Origin of the sequence: Mycobacterium sp. (assembly GCF_035623875.1) — a bacterium.
GTDB lineage: Bacteria > Actinomycetota > Actinomycetes > Mycobacteriales > Mycobacteriaceae > Mycobacterium.
Genome location: NZ_DASPSP010000300.1, coordinates 1 through 4,822 on the forward strand (window position 1 = coordinate 1; position 4,822 = coordinate 4,822).

The following is a 4,822-nucleotide window of genomic DNA, read 5'->3' on the forward strand; positions in this document are numbered from 1 at the left end:
GACCCGGCGGCTAGCGGTTGCCTGATCGCGCGGCCGGATGACGATCTGGTCGATGTTGACGTGCGACGGCCGGGACGCCACAAACCCGATCACCTCGGCGATGTCGGCCGCCACCAGCGGCGTCATGCCCGCATAGACGGAGTCGGCGCGCTGCTGGTCGCCGCCAAAGCGGACCAGTGAGAACTCGGTTTCGACCGCTCCGGGGGCAATCTCGGTGAGCCGCACCGGTTTTCCCAACAGCTCGCCGCGAAGCGTACGGTGCAGCGCGCCCTGCGCGTGTTTGGCCGCGGTGTAGCCGGCGCCGCCGTCGTAGACCTCCATAGCGGCGATCGAGGTGATGGTGACGATCAGGCCGTCGCCGGAGTCGATCAATTTGGGCAGCAGCGCGCGGGTGACACGCAGGGTGCCCAGCACGTTGGTCTCCCACATCCACCGCCAGTGCTCCAGGTCGGCGTCGGCCACCGGCTCCAAGCCCTTGGCGCCGCCGGCGTTGTTGACCAGCACGTCGACCCGCGTCAGCTGGGCGGCCAGCGCGTCCACCGCTGCGCCATCAGTGACGTCGGCCACAATGGCGGTTCCAGATATTCCGGCGGCCAGCGCATTGATTCGGTCGACTCGGCGTGCCACCGCTACCACGTGAAAGCCTTGCGCAGCTAGGATTTTCGCGGTTGCCTCGCCGATCCCGGCGCTGGCGCCGGTGACCACTGCGACCCGTTGCTCAGCGTCGTTCACCTGAACAACTCTAATAACCGTGCTAAATTCCTGGTGTGTACACCAGTGCCTTGTTCGGTTGCATGTCCGCGTGTCTGTTCGCGGACTGCGCGTGTTGTTGCCGCGCAGCTGGCCGCGCCTGAGCGAACCGCAAGCGCTCGCGACGGTGCGGTCCAAGACCGCCATCGGAACTTCGGACAAGGACACCTCACGTGCGCTCAACCACTCTCACCTCCCACTCTCATAATCACGCTGCCCAGCCTCTCGGCCGGACCGGCCGCAGATCACCCGGGCGCCACCGAGTCGTCGCGCCCTCATTGCAGCTCTCCGACGCTGCAACGTCGCTGGTCTTTCGAGCGGTGCGGCTACGCGGCCCGATTGGCCGTGACGTCATCGCGCAGGTCACATCGCTGTCCATTGCGACGGTAAACCGCCAGGTCACCGCCCTGCTGGACGCTGGCCTTCTCCGGGAACGCGCCGACCTGGCGGTCTCCGGTGCGATCGGGCGTCCCCGGGTGCCCGTCGAGGTCAACCACGAACCATTCCTGACGCTGGGCATCCACATCGGGGCACGAACCACCAGCATCGTGGCCACCGATCTGTTCGGCCGCACCCTCGACGCCGTCGAGACTCCGACACCGCGCAGCGCCCAGGAACCCGCGCTGGCCTCGCTGGCCGACGGTGCGAGGCGTTACCTGAGGCGGTGGCACCGACGGCGGGCGCTGTGGGTCGGGGTGGCAATCGGCGGCATCGTCGACGGCGCCAGCGGGCACGTCGACCATGCCCGGCTGGGCTGGCGGGACGCGTCGGTCGGACCGGTGTTCGCCGAGGCGCTGGGACTGCCGGTATCGGTGGCGTGCCACGTTGACGCGATGGCTGCGGCAGAACTACTGCTCGGCATGCGCCGGTTTGCGCCCGCCTCGACGACCAGCCTGTACATCTACGCGCGCGAGACGGTGGGCTATGCGCTCTCGATCGGCGGGCGGGTGCACAGTCCGGCCAGCGGACCGGGCACCATCGCCAACCTGCCCGCGCAATCGGAGCTGCTCGGCGGTTCTGGGCTGTTGGAATCGACCGTCAGCGACGAGGCCGTGCTCGCTGCGGCGCGCCGGATGCGGATCCTGCCGGCCCGTAACGGCGGGTCCGGCACCGTCACCGAGTTGCTGCGGGCGGCGCGCAACGGCAATCAGCAGGCCACAGATCTCCTCGCCGAGCGGGCCAGGGTGCTTGGTGAAGCGGTCGCGTTGCTGCGTGATCTGCTCAATCCCGACGACCTGGTGGTCGGCGGGCAGGCGTTCACCGAATATCCGGAGGGCATGGAGCACGTTGAGGCGGCGTTCGCCGCACGCTCGGTGTTGCCGCAGCGGGACATCCGGGTCACCGCCTTCGGCAACCGGGTTCAGGAGGCCGGGGCCGGCATCGTGTCGCTGGCCGGGCTGTACGCCGATCCACTCGGTGCCATGCGCCGCGCCCAACTACCGGTAGTCGCGCTGCCGGTTGCCACCGAGACACCCGCCTGACCTGCGTCTTCGGGTACGTCGGAGCGGTCCTGCAAAGATGAGTCGGAGCGGTCCTGCAAAGATGAGGACGTGGGCCACACTGACTTTTCTCGGCTGGACACCCCCGAGTTGACTGATCCGCGCCGCGTCGCGGTGCTGGCGGTGCACACGTCGCCGCTCGCCCAGCCGGGCATCGGGGACGCCGGTGGGATGAACGTTTACGTGCTGCAGAGCGCGCTTCATCTCGCTCGCCGGGGTGTGGAGGTGGAGATCTTCACCCGGGCCACCGCGTCCGCCGATCCGCCTATCGTGCGGGTGGCACCCGGTGTGCTGGTGCGCAACGTGGTGGCCGGGCCTTTCGAGGGCCTGGACAAATACGATCTGCCGACTCAGCTGTGCGCGTTCGCCGCCGGGGTGCTGCGCGCCGAGGCCGCCCACGAACCCGGCTATTACGACATCGTGCACTCGCACTATTGGCTGTCCGGTCAGGTCGGCTGGCTGGCCCGCGACCGCTGGTCGGTGCCCTTGGTGCACACCGCGCACACGCTCGCTGCTGTGAAGAACGCGGCGCTGGCCGAAGGGGACACACCCGAGCCGCCGCTGCGCATCGTCGGCGAGCAGCAGGTCGTCGACGAAGCCGACAGGTTGATCGCCAACACCGAAGACGAAGTCGGACAACTGGTTTCGCTACACCACGCCGCCCGCGCCCGGATCGACGTCGCTCACCCCGGCGTCGACCTGGATGTGTTCCGGCCCGGTGACCAACGCGCCGCCAGGGCCAAATTGGGGTTACCGCCCGACGAAGATGTGGTGGCGTTCGTCGGGCGGATTCAACCGCTGAAGGGGCCCGACGTCTTGCTGCGTGCGGCGGCCAAACTGCCGCGGGTGCACGTCGTGGTCGCCGGCGGACCGTCGGGCAGCGGACGAGCCGCCCCCGACGGCCTGGTTCGGCGCGCTGCCGAATTGGGTATCACTGACCGGGTGACGTTCCTGCCCCCGCAGTCGCGGGAAGACCTAGCCACGCTGTTCCAGGCCGTCGACCTGGTTGCGGTGCCCAGCTATTCGGAATCGTTCGGTCTGGTCGCGCTCGAGGCCCAGGGTTGCGGGACCCCGGTGGTCGCGGCCGCCGTCGGCGGGTTACCGGTGGCGGTGCGCGACGGGGTGAGCGGCACGCTGGTGTCCGGTCACGACGTCGACCGGTGGGCGCGAGCCATCGACGAGATGCTGCGCCTCGGCGGCGGGCCGCGGGCCTGGGCGATGCGCCGCGCGGCGGTCGAGCACGCCGCGACGTTCTCTTGGGACAACACAGTCGATGCGCTGCTGGCCAGCTACCGGTCTGCGATCAGCGAGTTCACCGCCGCCCGCCGCTCTGTGCGCGACCTGGCATCGGCGCGCCGGGCGCGACGACGGCCAGCGCGAAGGGAGGCCTGGGCATGACTCGTACCGGAGATCGCGGGGCGCCGCCGGTGACGCACGTCCAGCAGGTGATCGAGGACACGCTGGACGCCAACAAGCTGACGTATTCACGGCATTCCGGTGCGCACGGCGGGTTGCCCGGACTGATCGTGGAGCTACCCGGCGAACGCAAGCTCAAGACCAACACCATCCTGAGCATCGGCGAGCATTCGGTGCGCGTCGAGGCGTTTGTCTGCCGCAAGCCCGACGAGAACCACGAAGGCGTTTACCGGTTTCTGCTCAAACGTAACCGCCGGCTGTACGGCGTGGCCTACACATTGGACAACGTTGGCGACATCTACCTGGTGGGCCGAATGTCGTTGCCGTCGGTGGATGCCGCCGAGATCGACCGGGTGCTCGGTCAGGTGCTCGAAGCGGTGGATACTGACTTCAACACGTTGCTGGAGTTGGGTTTTCGGTCGTCGATCCAAAAGGAATGGGACTGGCGGGTCTCCCGCGGTGAGTCGCTGAGCAACCTGCAGGCGTTCGCGCACCTGATCGACGAAGACGACGACGGCTAGGTCGCGACCGCGCGGTCACGTAGCGGCGGCGCGCAGGAACGCGTCGGCGAACGCCGTGCATGCCTCGTCGAGCTCGGGCATCTCGAGTTCGGGGACGTTGCCGAGGACCGGCCGCAGCAACGTGAACATCGTGATCGGCGCAAGCATCTGCTGGATCAGCAACGGCAGCGGCAGATCGCGGATACGCCCGGCGGCGATTTCATCGGCCAGCCATTGGCCCAAGCTCGCGAGCATGCGTGGTGCGGTGTGCCGGGCAAGTGTTTGCACGGCGGCTCCGGTCGGACGGGCCAGCGCCTCGGCCAGCATCGCCGGCGCTACCCGCGGTTCGCGGCTGTAGGCGTCGGCCATCATCCGGTAGATCCGATGCACCGTTTCGGCGAGTTCGGCGTTCGGGTCAGAGACCGCTTCGTCCAGTTCCAGGATCGGGCCGTAGCGGTCGAAAACCGCGCGCAGCAATTCATCACGGCCGCCGAATGCCGCGTACAGGCTATGCACCGAGCAATTCGCTTGAGCTGCAACCGCTTCCAATGTCACGGTGGCCAGGCCGCGGTCGCTGATCAGCAACGCCGCCGCCTCGATCGCACGTTCGCGCACCGGTGGCCGTCCGCCAGGTTCCACGCCCGCGGCGCGCACGGC

At 68.4% G+C, this 4,822-nt stretch carries 5 protein-coding genes; 3 read left to right on the forward strand and 2 right to left on the reverse strand.

What is annotated here, in order from left to right; genetic code table 11:
* A partial coding sequence (locus tag VEI45_RS24020) for an SDR family oxidoreductase (protein WP_324857015.1) occupies nucleotides 1-732 on the reverse strand: 732 nt, incomplete at its 3' end.
* 191 nt (nucleotides 733-923) lie between these two features.
* On the opposite strand from VEI45_RS24020, the gene VEI45_RS24025 reads away from it, so the two are divergent.
* The 3 genes from VEI45_RS24025 to VEI45_RS24035 all read left to right on the forward strand — a co-directional run bounded on the left by VEI45_RS24025 (nucleotide 924) and on the right by VEI45_RS24035 (nucleotide 4,186).
* The gene (locus tag VEI45_RS24025; protein WP_324857016.1) at nucleotides 924-2,231 is read left to right on the forward strand and encodes an ROK family transcriptional regulator; all 1,308 of its coding nucleotides are present in this window, start codon (nucleotides 924-926) and stop codon (nucleotides 2,229-2,231) included.
* 69 nt (nucleotides 2,232-2,300) lie between these two features.
* A complete protein-coding gene (mshA, locus tag VEI45_RS24030) occupies nucleotides 2,301-3,647 on the forward strand; it encodes a D-inositol-3-phosphate glycosyltransferase (RefSeq protein WP_324857017.1) in 1,347 nt (448 codons plus the stop codon).
* Nucleotides 3,644-4,186 (forward strand): YbjN domain-containing protein, encoded by a 543-nt coding sequence (locus VEI45_RS24035; protein ID WP_324857018.1) that lies wholly within the window; start codon nucleotides 3,644-3,646, stop codon nucleotides 4,184-4,186. Before mshA ends, VEI45_RS24035 begins: the two co-directional genes overlap by 4 nt.
* A gap of 15 nt (nucleotides 4,187-4,201) precedes the next feature.
* On the opposite strand, the gene VEI45_RS24040 is transcribed toward VEI45_RS24035, so the two are convergent.
* Nucleotides 4,202-4,822 (reverse strand): TetR/AcrR family transcriptional regulator (locus tag VEI45_RS24040; RefSeq protein ID WP_324857019.1); only part of this gene is annotated, 621 nt, incomplete at its 5' end.